The 18,796-nt window shown below is 70.6% G+C and carries 16 protein-coding genes and 1 pseudogene; 8 read left to right on the forward strand and 9 right to left on the reverse strand.

The window, feature by feature from the left end; translation table 11 throughout:
- Positions 1–52 precede the first annotated feature (52 nt).
- A complete protein-coding gene (locus tag GAS53_RS13015) occupies positions 53–1,204 on the reverse strand; it encodes an NADH-quinone oxidoreductase subunit D (RefSeq protein WP_151477686.1) in 1,152 nt (383 codons plus the stop codon).
- A gap of 31 nt (positions 1,205–1,235) precedes the next feature.
- On the opposite strand from GAS53_RS13015, the gene GAS53_RS13020 reads away from it, so the two are divergent.
- Both GAS53_RS13020 and GAS53_RS13025 read left to right on the forward strand, forming a co-directional pair.
- Entirely contained in the window at positions 1,236–1,751 is a 516-nt protein-coding gene (locus tag GAS53_RS13020) for a PH domain-containing protein (protein ID WP_151477687.1), read from the forward strand.
- 182 nt (positions 1,752–1,933) lie between these two features.
- Positions 1,934–3,238, forward strand: coding sequence for a PH domain-containing protein (locus GAS53_RS13025; RefSeq protein ID WP_225858904.1), 1,305 nt, complete (start codon positions 1,934–1,936; stop codon positions 3,236–3,238).
- A 109-nt stretch (positions 3,239–3,347) separates the two neighbouring features.
- Here the strand turns inward: GAS53_RS13025 and GAS53_RS57990 are convergent, their stop codons facing one another.
- The 3 genes and pseudogenes from GAS53_RS57990 to GAS53_RS13045 form a co-directional block, all read right to left on the reverse strand.
- Positions 3,348–5,261 (reverse strand): cell division protein ZapB, encoded by a 1,914-nt coding sequence (locus GAS53_RS57990; RefSeq protein ID WP_318722151.1) that lies wholly within the window; start codon positions 5,259–5,261, stop codon positions 3,348–3,350.
- A gap of 222 nt (positions 5,262–5,483) precedes the next feature.
- Positions 5,484–5,890 (reverse strand): annotated as a pseudogene (locus tag GAS53_RS13040) (glycine betaine ABC transporter substrate-binding protein); the annotation flags it as partial.
- A gap of 101 nt (positions 5,891–5,991) precedes the next feature.
- Complete coding sequence (locus GAS53_RS13045; protein WP_151477688.1) at positions 5,992–7,116, reverse strand: alpha/beta hydrolase; 1,125 nt, start codon at positions 7,114–7,116, stop codon at positions 5,992–5,994.
- A 227-nt stretch (positions 7,117–7,343) separates the two neighbouring features.
- Here GAS53_RS13045 and GAS53_RS13050 point away from each other — a divergent pair, with 227 nt between their 5' ends.
- From GAS53_RS13050 to GAS53_RS13075, 6 genes are all read left to right on the forward strand, one after another.
- Positions 7,344–9,149: a phosphatidylglycerol lysyltransferase domain-containing protein gene (locus GAS53_RS13050; protein WP_151477689.1), complete on the forward strand. Its 1,806-nt coding sequence runs from the start codon at positions 7,344–7,346 to the stop codon at positions 9,147–9,149.
- Between the two features lie 268 nt (positions 9,150–9,417).
- The gene (gene folP / locus GAS53_RS13055) at positions 9,418–10,296 is read left to right on the forward strand and encodes a dihydropteroate synthase (protein WP_151477690.1); all 879 of its coding nucleotides are present in this window, start codon (positions 9,418–9,420) and stop codon (positions 10,294–10,296) included.
- Complete coding sequence (locus tag GAS53_RS13060; RefSeq protein ID WP_151477691.1) at positions 10,293–10,796, forward strand: nuclear transport factor 2 family protein; 504 nt, start codon at positions 10,293–10,295, stop codon at positions 10,794–10,796. Before folP ends, GAS53_RS13060 begins: the two co-directional genes overlap by 4 nt.
- Before the next feature lie 236 nt (positions 10,797–11,032).
- Positions 11,033–11,392, forward strand: coding sequence for a dihydroneopterin aldolase (gene folB, locus GAS53_RS13065; RefSeq protein ID WP_151477692.1), 360 nt, complete (start codon positions 11,033–11,035; stop codon positions 11,390–11,392).
- Positions 11,389–11,997 carry a 2-amino-4-hydroxy-6-hydroxymethyldihydropteridine diphosphokinase gene (gene folK, locus GAS53_RS13070; RefSeq protein ID WP_151477693.1) on the forward strand — a complete coding sequence of 203 codons (609 nt, stop codon included), beginning with the start codon at positions 11,389–11,391 and terminating at the stop codon, positions 11,995–11,997. The genes folB and folK overlap by 4 nt, the downstream gene beginning before the upstream one ends.
- A gap of 67 nt (positions 11,998–12,064) precedes the next feature.
- Positions 12,065–12,550 (forward strand): DUF3180 domain-containing protein, encoded by a 486-nt coding sequence (locus GAS53_RS13075; RefSeq protein ID WP_151477694.1) that lies wholly within the window; start codon positions 12,065–12,067, stop codon positions 12,548–12,550.
- Positions 12,551–12,718: 168 nt separating this feature from the next.
- On the opposite strand, the gene folE is transcribed toward GAS53_RS13075, so the two are convergent.
- The 5 genes from folE to GAS53_RS13100 all read right to left on the reverse strand — a co-directional run bounded on the left by folE (position 12,719) and on the right by GAS53_RS13100 (position 18,741).
- Positions 12,719–13,324: a GTP cyclohydrolase I FolE gene (gene folE, locus GAS53_RS13080; protein ID WP_151477695.1), complete on the reverse strand. Its 606-nt coding sequence runs from the start codon at positions 13,322–13,324 to the stop codon at positions 12,719–12,721.
- 146 nt (positions 13,325–13,470) lie between these two features.
- Positions 13,471–15,513 carry an ATP-dependent zinc metalloprotease FtsH gene (gene ftsH, locus GAS53_RS13085; RefSeq protein ID WP_151477811.1) on the reverse strand — a complete coding sequence of 681 codons (2,043 nt, stop codon included), beginning with the start codon at positions 15,511–15,513 and terminating at the stop codon, positions 13,471–13,473.
- A gap of 212 nt (positions 15,514–15,725) precedes the next feature.
- Entirely contained in the window at positions 15,726–16,286 is a 561-nt protein-coding gene (hpt, locus tag GAS53_RS13090) for a hypoxanthine phosphoribosyltransferase (protein ID WP_151477812.1), read from the reverse strand.
- Positions 16,287–16,393: 107 nt separating this feature from the next.
- Positions 16,394–17,443 carry a tRNA lysidine(34) synthetase TilS gene (gene tilS / locus GAS53_RS13095; RefSeq protein ID WP_151477696.1) on the reverse strand — a complete coding sequence of 350 codons (1,050 nt, stop codon included), beginning with the start codon at positions 17,441–17,443 and terminating at the stop codon, positions 16,394–16,396.
- Positions 17,444–17,616: 173 nt separating this feature from the next.
- Complete coding sequence (locus tag GAS53_RS13100) at positions 17,617–18,741, reverse strand: zinc-dependent metalloprotease (protein ID WP_151477697.1); 1,125 nt, start codon at positions 18,739–18,741, stop codon at positions 17,617–17,619.
- Positions 18,742–18,796: the final 55 nt, after the last annotated feature.

The following is an 18,796-nucleotide window of genomic DNA, read 5'->3' on the forward strand; positions in this document are numbered from 1 at the left end:
ATGAGGTCCTGATGAGGTCCTGATGCGGTTCTGATGCGGGCTTGATGAGGGCTTACTTGTCGATGTCCCCGACCACGAAGAAGAGCGACCCCAGGATCGCCACCATGTCCGCGACCAGCGTCCCTGGCAGCAGTTCCACCAGTGCCTGGATGTTGTTGTACGAGGCCGAGCGCAGCTTCAGCCGGTACGGGGTCTTCTCGCCCTTGCTGACGAGGTAGTAGCCGTTGATGCCGAGGGGGTTCTCGGTCCAGGCGTACGTGTGGCCCTCGGGGGCCTTGAGGACCTTCGGGAGCCGCTGGTTGATCGGGCCGGGCGGCAGCTCCGCGAGCCGGTCCAGACAGGCGTCGGCGAGGTCGAGCGAGATGTGGGTCTGCTCCAGGAGGCATTCGAAGCGGGCCAGGCAGTCGCCCTCCTGGCGCGTGACGACCTTCAGGGTGTCCTGAAGGTCCCCGTACGCCAGGTACGGCTCGTCCCGGCGCAGGTCGAAGTCGACTCCGGAGGCGCGCGCGATCGGCCCGCTCACTCCGTAGGCGTGCACGGTCTCCGGCGCGAGGACGCCCACGTCCCTCGTACGGCCGCGGAAGATCTCGTTGCCGAGCACCAGGCCGTCGAACCTGTCCATACGGGAGCGCAGGGCCGCGACGGAGGCACGTGCCCGGGCGGTCCATCCGGCGGGGAGGTCCTCCTTGAGGCCCCCGACCCGGTTGAACATGTAGTGCATGCGCCCGCCGGAGACCTCCTCCATGACGTGCTGGAGTTCCTCGCGCTCGGTGAAGGCGTAGAAGATCGGGGTGATCCCGCCCAGCTCCAGGGGGTACGACCCCAGGAACATCAGGTGGTTCAGCACCCGGTTCAGCTCAGCGAGCAGCGTGCGCGTCCACACCGCGCGCTCGGGGACCTCCATGCCGAGCATCCGCTCCACACCGAGGACCACGCCCAGCTCGTTCGAGAAGGCGGAGAGCCAGTCGTGGCGGTTGGCCAGCATGATGATCTGGCGGTAGTCGCGTGCCTCGAAGAGCTTCTCCGCGCCGCGGTGCATATAGCCGATCACCGGCTCCGCGTGCTGGATCCGCTCACCGTCGAGGACTAGCCGCAGCCGCAGCACACCGTGCGTGGACGGGTGCTGGGGCCCGATGTTGAGCACCATGTCGGTGCTCTCCGCGGCGCCACCGATACCGACCGTGGTCTCCGTCGTAGGAGTCATGGGAACAGTGTCGCGTACGTACGCTTGCGACATGGAGACGGGGACCTCGGAAAACGCGGGGCAGACAGCAGGGCGGACCGAAGGCGAGCCGGTGTGGATCGGACTCCCGCCGGGGCTGCTGAGGATGCGACGACTGTTGCTGGTGGTGTGGCTGGGACTGCTGACCATCGGTACGGCCCTGCTGCCCGGCCTGCTCATCGGGCCCGGCTGGGCGGCTTTCGCCCTGCTGCCGCTGGCGGTCCTGCTGTGGGGCTGGTCGATGCTGGGGCGCAACTGGCGGTCCTGGCGGTACGCCGAGCGCTCGGACGACCTGCTGATCAGCAGGGGTGTGCTGTGGCGCGAGGAGACCGTCGTGCCGTACGGGCGCATGCAGCTCGTGGAGGTCACCTCCGGTCCCGTCGAGCGCCACTTCGGACTGGCGAGCGTGCAACTGCACACGGCCGCCGCGGCGACGGACGCCCGCATACCGGGGCTCGACCCGGCCGAGGCGGAACGGCTGCGCGACCGGCTCACGGAGCTCGGCGAGGCCCGATCGGCGGGGCTGTGACGACGCCGGGCGTCCCCGAGGACGTACGGGACGAGGCCGAGGGCGTACGTGGCGAGCCCCAGGCCGTACGGGACGAGACCGAGGACGTACGGAACGCACCCTGGGACGTGCCGGACGGGACCCGCGACGTACCGGAGAAGCCTCAGGGCGTACCTCAGGACGCATCGGACGAGCCTCAGGCCGTGCGGAAGGGCGCCCCCGCGCTGCACGAACGGCGGCTGCACCCCGTGACGCCGCTGCGCCGCGCGTGGGCGCCGGTCGCCGTGATCGCCGGGTGGGCCGTGCACGATCCCGACCAGGCGCAGCGGCAGCTGACGCGAGTCGCGACCACCACGCTGCTGGCCGCCCTCGCCCTGTCCGTCCTGGCGGCCGCCCTCTACGGCTTTCTGAGCTGGTGGTTCACGCACTTCGCGGTGACCGACACCGAACTGCGCATCCGTACGGGCCTGGTGTTCCGGCGTACCGCGCACATCCGGCTCGAACGGCTCCAGGCCGTCGACGTCACGCAACCGCTGCTGGCCCGCGTGGCCGGCGTCGCCAAGCTCAAACTCGACGTCATCGGGACGGACAAGAAGGATGAGCTGGCCTATCTGGGCCAGGAGGAGGCCCGTGTGCTGCGGGCCGAACTGCTCGCCCGGGCCGCCGGTTTCGCCCCCGAGACGGCGCACGAGGTGGGCGAGGCGCCGGTCCGGCGGCTGCTGCACGTGCCGGCCGGTGTCCTCGCCGTCTCGCTGGTCCTCACCGGCGCCACCTGGGGCACACTGGCCGCCGCGCTCGTCGTACCACCGCTGCTGTGGTTCGCCACCCACAGCGTGTGGACGGTCCTCGCGACGGCACTACCGCTGCTCGGCGCGGCCGGCGCGAGCAGCGTGGGGCGGTTCGTCGGCGAGTACGACTGGACCGTGGGCGAATCCCCCGACGGACTCCGCATCGACCACGGACTGCTCGACCGCGCGCACGAGACCGTGCCGCCCGGGCGTGTGCAGACCGTACGCATCGTCGAGCCGCTGCTCTGGCGGCGGCGCGGGTGGGTCCGCGTCGAGCTGGACGTGGCCGGGTCTTCCAACTCCGTGCTCCTGCCGGTCGCTCCGCGCGAGGTCGCCGAATCGGTGATCGCGCGGGTACTGCCCGGGGTGACCGTGCCGGCCTCGCTGGCGCGGCCACCGCGCCGGGCGGGTTGGTGCGTGCCGTTCTGGTGGCGGGGTTACGGGCTCGCCGTGACCGACACCGTCTTCGTGGCCCGGCACGGGCTGCTGCGCCGCAGCATCGCGCTCGTGCCGCACGCCAAGGTGCAGAGCGTGCGGCTGGAGCAGGGGCCGTGGCAGCGCTTCAGAGGGCTGGCCGACGTCCGCGTCGACACCGGGGCCAACAAGACCGTGACGGCCCGGCTGCGGGACGCCTCGGAGGCGGCGGAGCTGCTGTACGGGCAGGCGGACCGGTCGCGTACGGGGCGGCGGGAGGCGCGGCCGGACCGGTGGATGGCCTGAACGGCTTGCGGGAAACCTGAACGGCGTGAGGGCAGTGGCGGGTTGCCACTGCCCTCAGGTGCGTACGACTGCGGATACGTACGACTGCGGATACGTACGACTGTGAACGCTAGGAAACCGCGCTCCGCAGTTCCGCCACGTCGATCTGCTCCGTCTCGTCGTGCGCGGTCAGGTCGATGACCTGGCCGATACCGCGGGACTCGTCGCTCGCGGGCTTGAACTCGGCCTCGGCCTCGGCCTTGTGGACCTCGAGCGCCTCTTGGCCCACCACGTCGGCGAGGTCCTCGTTCTGTACGGCCTCCAGCGCCTCCGCGCCCTTCTGCGTGCCGAAGAAGTCGAAGCCGCCCTCCACGGAGGGGCGCCGTGCGGGCGAGGCCGGTACGACCGCCACGGCCGTGGGCACGGTGTAGTGCCCGGAGGACTGCGGGGGCCTCGCGGCGGGCGTGAGTGCGGCCGCGCTCGTTGGGGTGGGGGTCCCCCCGGCCGAAGGCTGGGGGAGAGTCGTCGCTCCGGGCGCGGGCCGCTGCTGTACGCGGGCCACTTCCGCCGGGGTGGGCCGCGCGAGGGCCGTGCCCTGCGGGGGCGCCGGGGTGGTCGTGGGCGTCGTCGGCGCGTGCGAGGTGGCCGGTGCCTCGGGCGCGGGCGGGGCGTGGGTCGCGGTGGACTGCGTGGGCGTAGGCATCACGTCGGTCGCGGTGGCCTGCGCGTGCGGCCGCCCGGTCTCGGAAGGCTGCGCGGTCTCGGAAGGCTGTGCGGATATCGGTGCGGTCGCGGCGGCCGTGCGCTCATGCCCGCCGACCGCCTCGGGCTTCCCCCGCGTCTCGCCCTCCTGCCCGGCTTCACCCTTCGCGGGGGCACCCGTCACGGTCCCGCCCGCCGCGGACGCGCCCTTCGGGGAACCGCCCGGCCGGGGCGCTCCCTTGCCGGGGCCTCCCGGCGAGGGCGAACCCTTCCGGGCACCGCCCTTCGCGGCGGTCCGCTTGACGGAACCGCCCTTCGCGGACGCGCCGCTCGACGCGGAGCCACCCGCGACCGGACCGTCCTGCACCGGACCGTCCTCCACGGGGCCGTCCTGTACGAGCCCGTCCGTCGCCCCATCGTCCTTGGCGTCCTTGGCGTCCTTGGCGTCCTGCGCCGGACCGTCCTCGGCGGACGCGGAGTCGGCCGCCTCGGGGTCGGCAACCTCCGCGTCGACAGCCCCGGCGTCGGCGTCGACCGTCACAGAGCCGTCCGTCGCAGAGCCGTCCGTCGCAGAGCCGTCCGTCACCGGACCGCTTTCCTCCGCCGACACGCCCTCCGCAGGCGCACCGTCCTCGGACGCGTCCGCAGCCGACTCGTCCTCGACCACGCCGGCGGCACCGGCACCCGCGAGCCTGTCCAGCGCCGCGTTGGCCTTCACGTAGAGAACGACCGAGGCCGCCGCAGACGCCGCGAGGGCGGCCTGGACCGTCGCCGCGGTCGCTTCCGGAACCGCTGCCTCGGGCGCCGCGCCGGCGGATCCGGCAGGGGCCGTCTCCTCGTCGCCCGGCGCCGCCGAAGCCGCCGCGGGCAACGCAGGGGCCGGAGCCGTCGCCTCTATCGCGAGGAGCCGACGGCCCTCCAGTGCGGTGGCCCGCTCGGTCTCCGCCGTCGCGTACCGCCGCAGCAGCGCGGCGTGTTCGTTGCGCAGCCCCTGCAACTCGGCCCGCTTCGCGCGGAGTTTGTGCTCCAGCTTGGTGCGCAGCTCGCGCGACTCGTCGAGGTCGGTCTCGAGCTCGGCGACTCGTTCCTCGTGACGCCACTCGTCGCTCGCACGCGCGCGCGTGAGGTCGGCGACGCGCTTGCCCGCCGCGGAGTCCCAGCGGCGCATGACGACCGCGCCCACGACAGCCGTCAACGCGGCACCCGCGGCCAGCCCGCGGAGCACCAACGGTTCGGAGAACAGCCATGGCCCGGCGGCGCAGACGGCGGAGACGCCTGCGATCGCCGAGGGGGGCAGCAGCCGGTGCAGAGGTGGGGAATGGCGGTGACGTCCTCGTGGCATGGCCAGAAACTTACCGCGCGTAGGCGAATCGTGGTGCCCCACCCGGCAAAAACTCAGCCACACCGAAACCTTCTCGCCGTCCCATCACCGAACAATCCCCGCACCGGCCTCTCCCCGACCACCACTCCGACCTGTCACCGGCCACCACTTCGCCCCGTCATCGGCCCCGCATCGGCCACGCGTCATCCGGCCGATTCAGGATCACCGGCCTGCCGCCGACCGCTACTTCTCGATCAACCCTTTCTCCTCCAGATACGCCTTCGCCACATCCGCTTCCTTCTTCCGCTCGGCGTCGACCTGCCGATTCAGTTCCACGAGCGCTTCTTGCGTCCGCCACGAGCACGAGGGCGAAGTTCTCCGGCGTCGCGTCGGTGGTGGTCGTCAGCACCAATTGGCCGGTGCCGTTCTTGACCGCGCAGAAGGGCCGCTCCCCGCATTCGTCACCGGCCGCGATCCTGACCTTGACGCCCGACTTCCCGAGATCCGAAAGGGTCTCGAGATTGTGCTCCTCGGCAAATTCGGTGCTCACCGCGAACGCGTTCTGGTCGACCGCCCGGCCGACAGCACCTTCAGTCCCTTGGACTCGGCCACCTTTCGAGCGCCGCGACTGTGGCGTCGACATCGGTGGAGTCGGAGACCCTGGACGCGATCGTGAGCGGCCGATGAGGCCACGAGTGCCGCTGAACACCCGGAGCCCCCGGAGCCCCCTGAACGCCCTTCGGAGAGACCGTCAGCGGTCGCTCAGCCGCCCGCTGATCCATTGCAGGGTCGCCGGGATCTCGCGCCGCCAGGTGTTGAAGTTGTGTCCGCCGCTGTCGAGGATGATCGACGAGATCCGCGTCGGCTGCTTCGCCTTCACCAGGTCGATGAACCGCAGCGTCTCCCGGTAGTTGCTCTCCCCGTGCTTGCTGCTGCTGACCAGCAGCGACGTGTCGGGCGCGGGCCGGTGTTTCAGGTACCACATCAGGTCGGCGCTGTTCTTCAACTCCTTGTCCCCGTGGAAGAGATCGCCCGTCGTCGGGTCGATCGGCGCCCTGTAGTAGGGGGACAGGCCCGCTCCGGCGGCGTACGTCTCCGGGTGGTGGACCGCGAGCTTCAGCGCGCAGTAGCCGCCGGTGGAGTCGCCGATGATGCCCCAGCTCCCGGGTTTTCTGCCCACCCTGTAGTGGTGCGACACGGCGTCGGGCAGGTCCTTGGCGAAGAACGACTCGGTCTGCGGCCCGCCGGGGATGTCCACGCACTCCGTGTCGCGCGGCGGCGCCACGGTCGGCCGCATCATGACCAGGATCATCGGCTGCATCCTGCCGTTCCTGGCGAGCCTGTGGGCGGTCTGCGGGTAGTGCAGGCCCTTGATCAGCGCCTCGGCGGTGCCCGGATAGCCGGTGAGCACGACGGCGGCCGGGAAGGTGCGGGTGCGGTACTGCGGCAGGAAGTACTCCGGCGGCAGATAGACATACGCGGGAGTCGCGATGTGGGTCTGCCGGCCCACGATGTCGACCTTCTGGATCTGGCCGCCGATCTGCGGCCGCGTACCACCGGAGACGTCCACCTGCCGGGTGTCGACCACCTGGAGCGGTCCGGCCGTGCCGCCGGCGTCGTGGTCGACCACGACGCCCTGGCCCGACTCCTGGCCGAAGAGGTCGGCCCAGCTGGCGTAGAACCCGAACGCCTGGTTGGCGGCGAGGCCGACCGACGCGAAGAGCATGACCTGGGTGGCCAGCAGCAGACCGATCCGCCCCGACACGGCACGCCAGTTGCGGCGTGCGAGCCGCGGCCACATCCACACCGTGCCGACGAACAGCAGCACCGCGAAGAGGACCGCGAATGCCAGCACCTTGTTGCTCGTGAGACCCATGGGCTGTTCCTGCCTGCGCTTTCCGGCCGGTCTCCGACGCCGTTTCCGTCACGGCGACTTGCCCCGGTCTTTCCTTGCCCTTTGAAACGGTTTTCCGAAGGGGAGTGAACCTGACTCCCCAAGACACCGTCCTAGAGGGCGCAATGTCGCCGGATGCCGGATTGGCACCGGATTCAAGGTCTCTCGCAGAACTACGGGATGCGATGTCTGTCAGGATAGATGGGGAAATGTCGGGCGAGGTTCCGGCTCGAACGGGCCGACTGCGGGGCGTACTCCGCGGTCCGCGCCCCGAGGCCGTCCCCGCCCTGGTCGCCAGGGCCTGCACGCTCGTAGGACTCCTGGACATCGCCGCGGGCGTCTTCCCGCGCTTCCGCCACAGCCGTATGCACACGCTCGCGGAGGTGCTGCCGGGCGCGTTCGGCCCGTTCGCCGCCGCTCTGTCGCTCAGCGCGGGCGTCCTGCTGCTGCTTCTCGCCCATGGGTTGCGCCGGCGCAAGCGGAGGGCGTGGCGGGCCGCCGTGCTGCTGCTGCCGGCCGGTGCCCTCGCTCAGTTCACGTACCGGCACTCACTCATCGGCGTCCTCATCTCGCTGGCGCTGCTCGCCCCGCTGCTGCGCCATCGCGACGAGTTCGCGGCGCTGCCCGACCCGCGCAGCCGCTGGCGCGCGCTCGCCAACTTCGTCCTCATGGGCGCCGGTTCACTCGTTCTCGGCCTGGTCATCGTCAGCGTCCACCCGAACCGCCTGGTCGGCGATCCGAGCGTCGCGGACCGCATCAGCCACGTTCTGTACGGCCTGTTCGGCTTCGAGGGTCCGGTCGACTACCAGGGCAACACGTCCTGGACGGTGGCTTTCTCCCTCGGCGCGCTCGGCCTGCTGACCGCCATCACCACGATCTACCTGGCCTTCCGGCCCGAACACCCGGCCGCACGCCTGACGGAGGACGACGAGGCCCGTCTGCGCGCCCTCCTGGAGAAGCACGGCGGCCGCGACTCGCTCGGCCACTTCGCGCTCCGCCGCGACAAGGCGGTCGTCTTCTCGCCGAGCGGCAAGGCGGCGGTGACGTACCGCGTCGTCTCCGGAGTGATGCTCGCCAGCGGCGACCCGATCGGCGACGTCGAGGCCTGGCCCGGCGCGATCGAGCGCTTCATGGACGAGGCGAAGGCCCACTCCTGGACGCCCGCCGTCATGGGCTGCTCCGAGACGGGCGGCGAGGTATGGACCCGCGAGACCGGCCTCGACGCCCTCGAACTGGGCGACGAGGCGGTGGTGAACGTCGCGGATTTCTCCCTGGCCGGACGCGCGATGCGGAACGTACGCCAGATGGTGAAGCGCATCGAGCGAGCCGGTTACGAGACCCGCGTACGGCGCATCCGTGACCTGAGCGAGGGCGAGCTGGACCGGATCCGGCGCGCTGCGGAGGACTGGCGCGGCACGGACACCGAGCGCGGCTTCTCCATGGCGCTCGGCCGCATCGGCGACCCGGCCGACGGGGACTGTCTGATCGCGACGGCCCACAAGGCCGACGCCGAGCCTGGCCCGTACGGCGACCTGAAGGCCGTACTCCACTTCGTCCCCTGGGGCGCGGACGGGGTCTCCCTGGACCTCATGCGCCGCGACCGCTCGGCGGACCCCGGCATGAACGAACTCCTCATCGTGGCGGCCCTCCAGGCGGCCCCCCGCCTGGGCATCACCCGCGTCTCCCTGAACTTCGCGATGTTCCGCTCGGCCCTGGCCCGCGGCGAGAAGATCGGCGCCGGCCCCGTCCTGCGCGCCTGGCGCGGCCTGCTGGTGTTCCTCTCCCGCTGGTTCCAGATCGAGTCGCTCTACAAGTTCAACGCGAAGTTCCGCCCCGACTGGGAGCCCCGCTTCGTCGTCTACCGCTCCTCCCGCGACCTCCCCCGCATCGGCCTCGCCGCGATGCAGGCCGAGGGCTTCGTCAACCTCGCCCTCCCGCGCGTCCTGCGCCGCCGCGCACCGGCTCCCCGCCCGTGCCCGCACGGCCTGGCGGAACGCGACGTACGAGCGGCGTAACCGCCCCCCCACCGCACTCCCGTCCCCCACGAGACCCCCACCGCGCTCCCGTCCCCACACGAGACCCCGACCGCCTCGCGACACACTCCCCCGTGCCGCGCGGCGGTCGGCTTGTTGCGGGGACCCCGGCGCGGGGGATCTTGGGGAGGCCGCACACCGCGAAGCGGCCAAAACCTCCGCCGGAGGCGACCCGCACGCGCCGGACAGGACGAGCCCCCACCCACCGAGCGCGACCAACCGCCAACCCCCGGGGGCCTAGGCTGGACGTATGAGCAAGAAGAGCGGGCGAGGCCAAGTGACCGGGCTTCCGGTGTGGGACCGGTGCGCGGTCATGGGGGTCGTGAACGTGACCCCCGACTCCTTCTCGGACGGCGGCCGCTGGTTCGACACGACGGCCGCCGTCAAGCACGGCCTCGACCTGGTCACGGAAGGCGCGGACCTGGTCGACGTGGGCGGCGAGTCCACCCGCCCCGGCGCCACCCGCGTCGACGAGGCCGAAGAGCTCAAGCGCGTCATCCCGGTCGTCCGCGGCCTCGCCTCCGAAGGCGTCACCGTCTCCGTGGACACGATGCGCGCCTCGGTCGCCGAGCGCTCGCTCGCCGCGGGCGCCGCCCTCGTCAACGACGTGAGCGGCGGCCTCGCCGACCCGGCGATGATCCCGGTCGTCGCCGCCGCGGGCGCCCCCTTCGTGGTCATGCACTGGCGCGGCTTCCTCGAGGGCGGCAACGTACGAGGGTCGTACGAGGACGTCGTCTCCGAAGTGGTCGACGAGCTCCACGCGCGCGTGGAGGCTGTTCTGGCGGGCGGCATCACCGCGGACCGTGTCGTCGTCGACCCGGGCCTCGGCTTCTCCAAGGAGGCCGAGCACGACCTGACCCTGCTCGCCCACCTCGACCGTCTCCGCGAGCTCGGCCACCCCCTGCTGGTGGCGGCTTCCCGCAAGCGCTTCCTCGGCCGCGTACTGGCCGGGCCGGAGGGCGCCCCGCCGCCCGCCCGGGAGCGTGACGCCGCCACCGCCGCCGTCTCCGCGCTCGCCGCCCATCAGGGCGCGTGGGCCGTCCGCGTCCACGAGGTGCGGGCCACGGCCGACGCCGTCCGGGTCGCCCGGGCCGTGGAAGGCGCCCGGATCGCAGAGGGAGACCGGTGAGCGCCCCCCACACGGACGTCGAGCAGGTCGAACTCGCCAACACCGCCTTCTACGAGGCGATGGAGCGGGGCGACTTCGAGGCGCTGTCGTCGCTCTGGCTGACCCCGTCCGACCTGGGCCACGACGAGGGGTACCACGACCCCGCACAGGCCGGCGAGGTCTCCTGCGTCCACCCCGGCTGGCCGGTCCTCAACGGCCGCGGCGAGGTCCTGAGGTCGTATGCGCTGATCATGGCGAACACCGAGTACATCCAGTTCTTCCTGACCGATGTACACGTTTCGGTCACCGGCGACACCGCCCTGGTGACGTGTACGGAGAACATCCTCAGCGGCGGCCCCTCGCCGGACGACAGCGACGAACTCGGGCCGCTCGTGGGACAGCTCGTCGTCGCCACGAATGTGTTCCGCCGCACACCCGACGGCTGGAAACTCTGGTCGCACCACGCCTCTCCCGTACTGGCCGAATCCGGCGAGGAAGAGGACGACGACTCGCCCGCCTGAGTGGGTAGGGGCCAAGCATGGGTTGAGATCACCGGCCCCTGGGTATGGGCGGCTACCAGCCCGTGAGCCGCCGCGTTCCCCCAGGAAAACACTCGATGAACCCTCCTGGCCCCCACCTGGGCCGAGGCCCCTGCGGGCGAGCGCTGTCAGTGCTCGCAGGTAGATTCGACTGAGGCTGGTGTGCCGACCGCACTCGGGAGAGCCCGCCGTTACCGACGATTGCAGGAGTGATTCGCGTGGATCGTGTCGCGCTGCGCGGCCTCAGGGCCCGCGGGCACCACGGTGTCTTTCCCAAGGAACGCGAAGAGGGCCAGACCTTCATCGTGGACCTCACGCTGGGCCTGGACACCCGGCAGGCGGCGGCCGACGACGACCTCACGAAGACCGTGCACTACGGCATCGTGGCCGAGGAGGTCGTGGCCGTCGTCGAGGGCGAGCCGGTGAACCTCATCGAGACGCTCGCGGAGCGCATCGCCCAGACGTGTCTGAAGCACGACGGGGTCCGGGAGATCGAGGTGTGCGTCCACAAGCCGGACGCCCCGATCACGGTCCCCTTCGACGACGTGACCGTCACCATCACCCGGAGCCGAGTATGACCGCGTTCACCGAGGGCCAGAGCGACCCGACCGTACAGCCGGTGCCCGCCTCCGTGGTGGAGCGTGTGGACGCCGCCGACACGACCCTGCAGAACCCCAGGCGCGCCGTGCTCTCCCTGGGCTCGAATCTCGGCAACCGCCTGGAGACCCTCCAGGGCGCCATCGACGCGATGGAGGACACCCCGGGCGTCCGCGTCAAAGCGGTCTCTCCGGTGTACGAGACGGAGCCGTGGGGCGTGGAGCCGGGCAGCCAGCCGACGTACTTCAACGCGGTGATCGTCCTGAGGACGACCCTCCCGCCCTCCTCGCTCCTGGAGCGGGCGCACGCGGTCGAGGAGGCCTTCCACCGCGTACGGGACGGACGGTGGGGCCCGCGCACGATCGACGTGGACATCGTGGCGTACGCCGACGTCGTCTCCGACGACCCGGTCCTGACCCTCCCCCACCCGCGCGCACATGAGCGCGCCTTCGTCCTCGCCCCTTGGTACGACGTGGAGCCCGAGGCCCAGCTGCCCGGCCGCGGCCCCGTGGCGCAGCTGCTCGCCGCCGTCCCCCGGGAAGGTGTCGCGCCCCGCGCCGACCTGGAACTCCGGCTGCCCGAGTAGTCGTTAAGGTCGAAACGCACACACGCGGGTCGGAGACGCACACAGGCGGGTTGACCGAAGGGGCAATGTGAAAGAGCTGCGCATCAGGACGCTGGCCGTGGTGTTCGTCATCGCCGGGGTGCTGTCCTGGGCGGGCGCCCGCCTGTGGAACTCGGTGGGCACGCTCCCTCGGGTCCCCCTGGCCGCCCCCATCGTCCTCGCCCTGATCGCCGTGGTCCTCCTGGCCACGGCGCTCTCCCTCAGGGCCCGGCTGAAGGCCCAGCGCGAGCGCCGCCCCGGCGCCAAGGGCGTTGACCCCCTGATGGCCGCCCGCGCGGTGGTCTTCGGCCAGGCCAGCGCCCTGGTCGCCGCCCTCGTCGCCGGCATGTACGGCGGCACGGGCGCCTTCCTCCTGGAGTCCCTCGACATCCCCGCCCGCCGCGACCAGGCCATCTACGCCGGCTTCTCCGTCCTGGCAGGCATCGCCGTCATAGCGGCCGCCTTCTTCCTGGAGCGCGTCTGCAAACTCCCGGAGGACGACGACACGAACGGCGGGACGGCCTCCGCGGCCTGAGGCGGGGCGCAGCCCCGCTTTCAGGGGCGCGGGGCTGTGACATTTGCGGCTCCGCCGCGTGGGCGCGACCAGCCACCCAACCAGCCACACCCAACCCGCACCCGCCGAAGCACTGCACCCCCAACGGCGCACCCGCGAACGCGACCGACGGCCCGAAGCCAATAAGCGCTATCGAGCCATGATGAGGCTCATGGCCTCATTACGGGTCGCCGCATCCCGCAACTGCCCGCGAACGGCCGACGTTATGGTCTTCGCCCCCGGCTTGCGGATGCCGCGCATCGACATGCACATGTGCTCGCACTCGACCACGACGATCACACCGCGCGGCTCCAGGATCTCCATCAGCGAGTCGGCGATCTGCGTGGTGAGTCGTTCCTGCACCTGCGGCCGCCGGGCGTAGACGTCCACGAGCCGGGCCAGCTTGGACAGCCCCGTGATCTTGCCGGTGGTACTGGGGATGTAGCCGACGTGCGCGACGCCCCTGAACGGCACCAGATGGTGTTCGCAGGTCGAGAACACCTCGATGTCCTTCACCAGGACCATCTCGTCGTGGCCGAGATCGAACGTCGTCGTCAGGACCTCCTCGGGCGTCTGCCACAGCCCCGCGAAGATCTCCCTGTAGGCCCGGGCCACGCGGCCGGGGGTCTCCCTGAGCCCTTCCCGGTCCGGGTCCTCGCCGACCGCGATCAGCAACTCTCGTACGGCGTTCTCGGCGCGCTTCTCGTCGAACACGCCGATCGTGCCCTCGCCGTCCAGTGTCACGGGGTCGGTCATCTGGTGCCTCGTTTCTGTGCCTCACACGCGTATGCACTACGCGTATGCACCACGCGTCTCGCAGACGGCATACGAAGATGCCGCGCCCCCCAGGCTAAGACCTGGGGGGCGCGGCATTCATTCCGGGCCTGGTGGGGCCTCCGTGGTCAGCTCTCGGAGCGGTCCTCGGGGGCCGTCTCGGTCACCGGGAGCGGCTCGGCCGAGGTGGTGCTGGCGTTCGCCGTGATCGCCGGGGTCGCGCCGTTCGTCCCGTTCGTCAGTGACAGCTCCTTGGGGGAGAGCACCGGCGGGCGGGTGGACGGCGTGCGGCGGGAGGAGCCGGTCCACGCGGGGCGGGCCGGACGCTTGACGATCGGGGCGAAGATCTCGGCGATCTGCTCCTTGTTCAGCGTCTCCTTCTCGAGCAGCGCGAGGACCAGGTTGTCCAGGACGTCGCGGTTCTCGACCAGGATCTCCCACGCCTCGTTGTGCGCGGTCTCGATGAGCTTCTTGACCTCTTCGTCGACGAGCGCCGCGACCTCTTCCGAGTAGTCGCGCTGGTGAGCCATCTCACGTCCGAGGAACGGCTCGGTGTTGTCGCCGCCGAACTTGATCGCGCCGAGACGCTCGGTCATGCCGTACTGCGTGACCATCGCGCGGGCCGTCGTTGTGGCCTTCTCGATGTCGTTCGCAGCACCCGTGGTCGGGTCGTGGAAGACGAGTTCCTCGGCCGCGCGCCCGCCCAGCATGTACGCCAGCTGGTCGAGCATTTCGTTGCGCGTCGTGGAGTACTTGTCCTCGTCGGGCAGGACCATCGTGTAGCCCAGAGCACGGCCTCTGGAGAGGATCGTGATCTTGTGGACCGGGTCGGAGTTCGGCGAGGCCGCCGCGACCAGGGCGTGTCCGCCCTCGTGGTACGCGGTGATCTTCTTCTCCTTGTCCGACATGATCCGGGTCCGCTTCTGCGGGCCCGCGACCACACGGTCGATCGCCTCGTCCAGCATGTGGTTGTCGATCAGCTTCTGGTTGCTGCGCGCGGTGAGCAGCGCCGCTTCGTTCAGCACGTTCGACAGGTCGGCGCCGGTGAAGCCCGGCGTACGACGCGCCACTGCGGACAGATCGACGTCCGGCGCGACCGGCTTGCCCTTCTGGTGAACCTTGAGGATCTCCAGACGGCCCTGCATGTCCGGGCGGTCGACCGCGATCTGGCGGTCGAAGCGGCCGGGGCGCAGGAGGGCCGGGTCGAGGATGTCCGGACGGTTCGTGGCGGCGATGAGAATCACACCGCCCTTGACGTCGAAGCCGTCCATCTCGACGAGCAGCTGGTTCAGCGTCTGCTCGCGCTCGTCGTGACCACCGCCGAGGCCGGCGCCGCGATGGCGGCCGACCGCGTCGATCTCGTCGACGAAGACGATCGCCGGAGCGTTCGCCTTGGCCTGCTCGAACAGGTCACGGACTCGGGAGGCACCGACACCGACGAACATCTCGACGAAGTCGGAACCCGAGATCGAGTAGAAGGGGACGCCCGCCTCGCCCGCGACAGCGCGCGCGAGCAGCGTCTTGCCCGTACCGGGAGGCCCGTAGAGGAGCACGCCCTTGGGGATCTTCGCCCCGACGGCCTGGAACTTCGCCGGCTCCTGGAGGAACTCCTTGATCTCGTGGAGCTCCTCGACCGCCTCGTCCGAGCCTGCGACGTCCGAGAACGTCGTCTTCGGGGTGTCCTTGGTGATGAGCTTCGCCTTGGACTTCCCGAAGTTCATGACCCGGGAGCCGCCACCCTGCATCTGGTTCATCAGGAACAGGAAGACGACGACGATGAGGACGAAGGGGAGCAGGGACAGCAGGATGCCGACGAAAGCGTTCTGCTTGGTCGGCGAGACCGTGTAGCCGTCCGCGATCTGCTTGTCCTCGTACTTGTTCTGGAGGGTGTTGGCCAGGGTCACACCCTGGTCACCGATGTAGCTCGCCTGGATCTTCGAGCTGCCCTCGATCTTTTCGCCGTCCTTGAGCTCGACCTTGATGATCTGCTCGTCGCCGGTGGTGAGCTTGGCCTGCTGGACCTTGTTGTCACTGATCGCCTGGACGACCTGGCCGGTGTCCACCGTCTTGTAGCCGCCGGACGAGCCGACGACCTGCATCAACACGACCACGGCAAGGACGGCCAGCACGATCCACATGACCGGCCCACGGAAGTATCGCTTCACGTCCATCCATACGGAGCGGTGCCGCCCCGTCCCTCCTGCCATAGTGAGTTTGATAAGACTGTTCTTCGGACGGTACCCCAGCATTGTCACCCGAAGCCGCACGGTCCGGCTGACAAACCCGTCTACGCATGCTCCAACGGCGCGAAACCCGCTGGGGTTCCCGGTCGTCCTACAGGGGTTGGTCCCCTGCTCGCGAGCCGCTGCCCTCCAAGGGTGCCTCAGCCGCCGTAGACGTGGGGCGCGAGCGTACCGACGAACGGAAGGTTCCGGTACTTCTCCGCGTAGTCGAGGCCGTACCCGATGACAAACTCATTGGGGATGTCGAAGCCGACCCACTCCACGTCGATCGCGACCTTGGCCGCCTCGGGCTTGCGCAGCAGCGTGCACACCTTGAGGGAGGCGGGCTCGCGGGAACCGAGGTTGGAGATCAGCCAGGACAGCGTGAGCCCGGAGTCGATGATGTCCTCGACGATCAGGACGTGCTTGCCCTTGATGTCGGTGTCGAGGTCCTTGAGGATCCGCACCACTCCGGAGGACTGGGTGCCCGCGCCGTACGAGGACACGGCCATCCAGTCCATGGTGACGGGGGTGGACAGGGCACGCGCCAGGTCCGCCATGACCATCACGGCGCCTTTCAGGACACCGACGATCAGCAGGTCCTTGCCCGCGTACTCCGCGTCGATCTTCGCGGCCAGCTCGGCCAGCTTCGCGTCGATCTCTTCCTTGGTGATGAGCACCGACTTGAGGTCGGTGCCCAGGTCTTTCGCGTCCACCCGCATCACTTTCGGTCGTCCCACCGGCTGCTTCCCGGCCCTCCTCGAAGAGGAGCCGCTCCCCGAAGGGGTTGCCCTTCGAGGGAGTCGGTCCCCAAAGGGGGGACCCTTTTTCAGCCTTGCCGAATCACCAGTCTGCCACCCTGCCGCTGGGCGACGACTTTGCCCGGGAGATTGATGGCTCCCTGACCGCGCCAGCCGGTGATCAGCCGGTCGACCTCTTCGATGTGCCGGGCGAACAGCGAACCGGCGGGCGCCCCGGCCTCGATGGCGGCGCGGCGCAGGATCCGGCGCCGCACGGCGGGCGGCAGGGCGTACAGCTTGGCGCACTCCAGGAGGCCGGCGGCGTCGCGTACGGAGGCCTCGGCCTGGCCGGCCCACGCGTCGAGGGCGTCGGCGTCGTCACGGGACAGCTGGGCCGTACGGGCGAGGGCTTCGACGACGCCCTTGCCGAGCGCCTTCTCCAGGGCGGGCAGGCCCTCGTGGCGCAGCCGGGAGCGGGTGTACGCCGGGTCGGCGTTGTGGGGGTCGTCCCAGACGGGCAGGGACTGGACCATGCAGGCCTTGCGGGCGGTCTGCCGGTCGAGGTGGAGGAAGGGGCGGCGGTAACGGCCGTCGGCCCCCGAGACCGCGGCCATTCCGGACAGGGAGCGGATGCCGGAGCCGCGGGCCAGGCCGAGCAGGACGGTTTCGGCTTGGTCGTCGCGGGTGTGGCCGAGCAGGATCGCGGCGGCGCCGTGGCGCTCGGCCGCGGCGTCCAGGGCGGCGTAGCGGGCGTCGCGGGCGGCGGCTTCAGGGCCTCCGTCGCGGCCGACGGTGACGGCGACGGACTCGGCAGGGGTCAGCCCCAGGTCGGTGAGGCGCAGCACGACCTCGGCGGCGCGCAGGTCGGAGCCGGGCTGCAGACCGTGGTCCACGGTGATGCCGCCGGCGCGGATGCCGAGTTTGGGAGCTTCGAAGGCGAGGGCGGAGGCGAGCGCCATGGAGTCGGCGCCGCCGGAGCACGCGACGAGCACGAGCGGCGGGGGCGGCAGCTCGTGCGAGGTCGGACCAGGCGTCTCGTGCGAGGTCTCGTCAGAGGCGGGGGTGTGGTCGGTGAGGAGGTCGTGGAGCACGCGGCGGACCGCCAGGCGTATCGCCGCGACCGCAGGATGGGGACCCATGTCCGGTTCCCTTCATGAAATTGTCGGGGGGTGAGCCCGAGGTTCGGTCACTCAGAGTGTGTAGATGGTGACAGAACCGGGCCGTTCCCCGAGCATTGCACGCCTACCCATCGCTCACGGTCCCTCGGACGGGTGATTGGAGGGGCGTTCACCTGCCGTCGGCCGGATTCGTTTCACGACTCTGCCTTACGGTGCACCCGCGCGACCCAGTCCGCCGGTTTGGCGATCTCCGTCTTGGTGGGGAGCGTGTTCGGCGAGGTCCACACGCGGTTGAAGCCGTCCATGCCCACCTGGTCCACGACCGCGCGTACGAACCGCTCCCCGTCGCGGTACTGGCGCAGCTTGGCGTCGAGGCCGAGCAGCTTGCGCAGGGCCAGGTCGAGGCGGGAGGCGCCGCGGGCGCGCCGCTGCTGGAATTTCTCGCGGATCTCGGCGACGGACGGGACCACGGCGGGGCCGACGCCGTCCATCACGAAGTCGGCGTGACCCTCCAGGAGGGACATCACGGCCGTCAGCCGGCCGAGGATTTCGCGCTGGGCGGGGGTCTGCACGATCTCGACGATGGACCGCGCGTCGTCGCCCTCCTCGCCCTCGGGACGGCCGCCCGCGAGGGACTGGGCGGCCTCGCGGATGCGCTCCAGGACGGTCATGGGGTCGACCTCGGTCTCCCCCAAGAAAGACTGGATTTCGCCCTCGAGGTGGTCGCGCAGCCAGGGCACGGCCGTGAACTGCGTGCGGTGGGTCTCCTCGTGGAGGCAGACCCAGAGCCGGAAGTCATGGGGCTGGACGTCGAGCTCGCGCTCCACGTGCACGATGTTCGGCGCGACGAGGAGGAGCCTGCCGCCGCCGTTCTCACCGGCCGGGAGTTCCCGCGTGGCCGGGGCGAAGGTCTCGTACTGGCCGAGGACCCTGGAGGCCAGGAAGGACAGCAGCATGCCCAGCTCGACGCCGGTGACCTTGCCGCCGACGGCGCCGAGAACGGCTCCGCCCGGAGTGCTGCCGCGACGTTCCTGCATCTTGTCGAGCAGCGGTTTGAGGATCTCCCGGAACCCCGCGACGTTCGCCCGGACCCAGCCCGGGCGGTCGACGACGAGGATGGGAGTGTCGTGGAGGTCGTCGCCGCCCATCCGCGTGAAGCCGCGGACGTGCTCCTCCGAAGCCTTGGCGTGTCGGCGCAGCTCGGCGACGACGGCCCTGGCCTCGTCGCGACTCACCTCTGGGCCCGGCCTTACGAGCCGGGTCGCGGTCGCCACCGCGAGATTCCAGTCGACCATCTCCGCACCACCGATGCTCGTCATGCGTCAACCGTACGTGAGCGCTGCCGCTTGGGGCAGGGAGTGGGGTCGTGGGGGG

The organism is Streptomyces albicerus (assembly GCF_008905045.1).
Taxonomy (GTDB): domain Bacteria; phylum Actinomycetota; class Actinomycetes; order Streptomycetales; family Streptomycetaceae; genus Streptomyces; species Streptomyces albicerus.